General features: G+C 61.2%; 1 protein-coding gene and 2 pseudogenes. 1 reads left to right on the top strand and 2 read right to left on the bottom strand.

What is annotated here, in order from left to right; genetic code table 11:
• Positions 1–215 precede the first annotated feature (215 nt).
• A complete protein-coding gene (tnpC, locus tag J8I34_RS33455; protein ID WP_245176331.1) occupies positions 216–551 on the bottom strand; it encodes a Tn3 family transposase post-transcriptional regulator TnpC in 336 nt (111 codons plus the stop codon).
• A pseudogene (locus J8I34_RS33450) lies at positions 548–2,460 on the bottom strand (Tn3 family transposase); the annotation flags it as partial. The gene tnpC and the pseudogene J8I34_RS33450, both read right to left, overlap by 4 nt.
• A gap of 409 nt (positions 2,461–2,869) precedes the next feature.
• On the opposite strand from J8I34_RS33450, the pseudogene J8I34_RS35655 reads away from it, so the two are divergent.
• Positions 2,870–3,721 (top strand): annotated as a pseudogene (locus J8I34_RS35655) (DUF4158 domain-containing protein); the annotation flags it as partial.
• Positions 3,722–3,880: the final 159 nt, after the last annotated feature.

Genomic DNA, 3,880 nt, shown 5'->3' with positions numbered 1-3,880 from the left:
GGGCAGAGTATTGAAGGCGCAGTACGCGGCCGATTGACATCTCGGGTCAGCAGCCTTGGAGATTGGAGAGCCTAGGGAAATCCATGAGTCTCCGTTTGTGGCAACGCATGCACCTGACAGGACTTGTGGACGTGGCTCACAATGCTGGAGCGGATCCGGGGTCATAAGCCCAAAAGTAATAAAGAACGTGGCTTTTATGCGTCAGTTGCGCGGCGTCAGTTGCTCCAGCGGCTCGATCTGTCGGAGCAGCCTTGCAGCATCATGACGATTCGCAGCACTTCGGCCAGCGTGTCGAACGCCAATTCCGGCAAACTTTCCTCGCCGGTTGCGACTGTCATCCCTGCGCCGTTGATGACCGTATGTGCCATCCCGTGCAGACGCAGCAGCGTATCGCGCAGCCCATCCTCAGCGCGGGCTTCGGCCAGCATGGCATCGAGCTCGTCCACCATGCGCAGTAGGAGCGTGGTGTCATACGTGTCCTGCGCTTGCCGCAATGCTGCCCGGTCCAGGCGACCGTAGGCCGTTTCGACCGTTTCGTCGGAATCGCTCATATTGATGCTCCCGGTTTGTTCTCGCTGCGTTTGCCGTTGCCGGCGTCCGAGCGGGCGCGCTTCAAGGCCTGGCGGAACAAGGACTCCTTGAGCCACGGTTCCGGCGGCCGCTTCAATCGAGGTGGTAGTTGCCGAACCGCTTAACCCCGGTCGTGCCATACGGGCTCATGAAGGCGGCATCGGCCGCGGACACCGCTTCGCCGGCAGCGTGAAGGTCTTGCAGGATCCGCATCATGTCGACCGTGTTCTGCAGAATCACGGCCGAGGCCACCAGATCGATGTAACGCACGCGCTTTTGCTGCTCGTTCAGATCGTTCTCGGTAATAACGTCGCCGCCGAAGTCGAGCCATTTGGTGAAGGCGTGGTACGACTCGATCTTGTTGGTGGTCGCCGTCACCTCCTGCCGCATGTCCTTCCGCGAGATCCAGCGGAGCAGGTAGACCGTGCGCAGCACGCGACCGAGCTCACGCGCTGCCGCAAACAGCCGGTTGTGCCGGCCCTCATGGCTCAGCTTGCGCAGCAGCATCGGCGAGACGACGCGGCCGGTCTGGATCGAGATCGCCACCTGCATCAGGTCTTTCCAGTGGTTGCGGATCAGCTGCCAATCGACGACATCGGTGAACAGACGGTCGATGTGTTTGTAGCGGATGCCCTTCGCCGCCTTGTAGAAGCGCAGATCCTTCCAATTGCGGATGCGCGGCATCAGTTGGATGCCGTTCAGGTAGGTGAAGGCAAAGACGGCCTCGGATTGGCCGTGTGTATCCGAATAGACGGTGTCGGCCTGGACGCTCAAGCCGGCCTTCAGCAAGCCCTCGATGACGTAGATGGCCTCCAGCACGCCTGGCGGTATGAAGTGGCGGAACACCGCGATGTAGTTGTCGGCCACATGCCGGTAGGCCACGGCGCCCATGCGCCGGTAGCGGAAATGCATGCCGACCAGAAGATTCTGTTCGTAGAAGTCGTACTGGGTGCCGTCGGCAGCCACCTTCTTGCCTTCGCCCCACAGCTTCGGCAAATCGAGGCGCAGATACAGTTCGGTCAGGTCGCGGCAGGCATTGTCCAACTGCTCCAGGCCCATGTGGCGCTGGTTCACGTACGACAGCTGATGCGGCGTCACGCCGTTCGACAGGTGCCGCGCCGCCTGGTTCGGGCCGAGGTTGCAACCCATCGCGAACACAGTGAGCAGATAGCGCTCGCGCGCGTTGCGCAGCTTCGGATCGTCGCCCGACTGTGGTCCGAAATTGCGCGTGAATCCCGTCCAGTGTTCAATGTTGGCGAGGATGTCCAGCAGGTTGCGTGGCACGAGCCGGCTGTCGATGGCGGCTTGCAAGGCGATGGCCGACGGCGGGACTTCGCGCGCCTCGACGCGCTTGAGCGTTGGCTCGCCGCTCGGGCTGATCGTCACGTCGCCGGCATGCAGCGGGAATTCGCTGTCGACCTGTTCGGCCGTCTGGGTCAGCAGCTGCTTGAGGTCGTCGACGAAGCCCTGCGCATCGGACGCCAGGCCGATCCGGTCGCAATAATCCTGCAACAATGCCTGGCATTCCTGCCACGGCATCAATTGCTGGCGAAGGTCGGCAAAATTACCCGATCCTTCGATGCAGACGTCGCCGCAGCGCAGATCGCCAGCCAGATGGGAAAACACGCACACTTCCAGGTAGCGCCGATTCGTCGGGTTGCCCAGGCCATGCGAGCGGCGCACCAGCTTTCGCCAGCGCTCGGATGCGAACGACAGGTCGACCTCGTCGGCGAGCCATTCGTTCTTGCGGTGCTCGTTCTGGAGCACGACGTCCAACGCCTTGAGCAGTCGGCAGTCTTCGGTCGCGGCGACGAAGCGCAGCCCTTTCGCCATCTGGAATATTGCCGCACGCCATGATTTGAAAGGCTTCCACAGCAATGGCAAGTGATTCCCGTCGCTCCAGAGGGTCGGCCGGGATTCGCAAAAAATCCGCCACATCTCCGGCAACTCATTGATTTTTCGAGGGAATCTAGCCTCCAGCGCCCCGGATAACGTCGCGAGCTGCGGCCCCGACCAGAGGGAGCTCAAATTGCGAATGAGTGCGCAAAACAGCACAAATCGGCAAAGATGGGCTGAGGTCGGGAGCGCTTGGCCCGTCGATCTGTCATCAAAGGCGGGCAAATTCCACATCCTGGCACGCACGCTGTCGAGGGGCTCCGATACCGGACCCAAGGGAGGTAGCGGATTTGGAAAACAGGGGGAGAACTTTGGCTGCTTCAAATGGCGACAGCACAATCCGCAATGATGACGAGGTCCGGAACATCGGGCACATCAATCTGGACGTTGTGCGGCACTAAGGATGCCCTCGATCCACGATACCGCCTATCCGGCGCTGCCGGCTGAGCTTACCGCCGCCGAACTGGAAGCTGCGTTCACACCGACACCGACCGAGATCCGCTTCGCGCGCAGCCAGTCCCGTCGCACCTCAACGACGGTCCTGATTCTCGTGCAGCTCAAACTGCTGCAGCGCCTTGGCTACTTCCCCATGCTGGCTGAGGTGCCTCCTATCGTGATCGATCACGTGCGCGCAGCACTGCGCGCCTCTGCCCTACCCCGCGCCACAGTCAAGCGCTACGATGCCTCTGGCACGCGGTCCCGCCATCAGAAGTTGCTACGCGGGTATCTCCACATTCGACCGGTCGAAGCCAACACGCTGAAATGGCTGGAGGCGCTCGCAACCGAAGCGGCGCACACCAAGGTCGAATTGCCCGACATTATCAACGTGCTGATCGAAGAACTGATCCGGCTACGGTGCGAACTACCGCCATTAGCCAGTCTTCACCGAATGGCCACCCAGGCCCGCAGCCGGTGCAATGAAGCCATCTATCGTGCCATCGCTGACGCGCTCGACGACTCGCAAATCGCTCGGATTGAGGCGTTGTTTAACGGTCAGGGCGAGCAATCCGGTTGGGACCAGTTGAAGCGCGAGCCCAAGCGCCCCGCCGCACGCGAAATCGCCAGCTTCCTCAAACACATCCAGACCCTGCGAAGCCTGGCCGACGGCCTCCCACAGGCACCAGCATTGCTTTCCGTGTCCAAACGCACGCAACTGGTGACGGAGGCCCGGGCGCTTGACATTGCTGAGCTCAAGTCGCTCAAGCCAGCCAAACGGCTAACTTTAGCAGTGCTCTTCATTCAGAGGTATTGTCAAATTTGGTGTACGAGGGCTGATCGTGGCCGGTTCTCAGGCGGCGAGTTTCTGCTGATCCGGCGGATTGTCATGCGCCGGAGTTCCGTCCTTGAAGGGAATGCCCTTCAAGAGCAGTTCGATGTGTTCGGCACCGTTGATGCGGCGCCAGGTTTTCTCGGC

This window comes from Cupriavidus phytohabitans, from assembly GCF_017815025.1.
Lineage (GTDB): Bacteria > Pseudomonadota > Gammaproteobacteria > Burkholderiales > Burkholderiaceae > Cupriavidus.
This window is presented reverse-complemented; position numbering and strand designations above follow the sequence as displayed.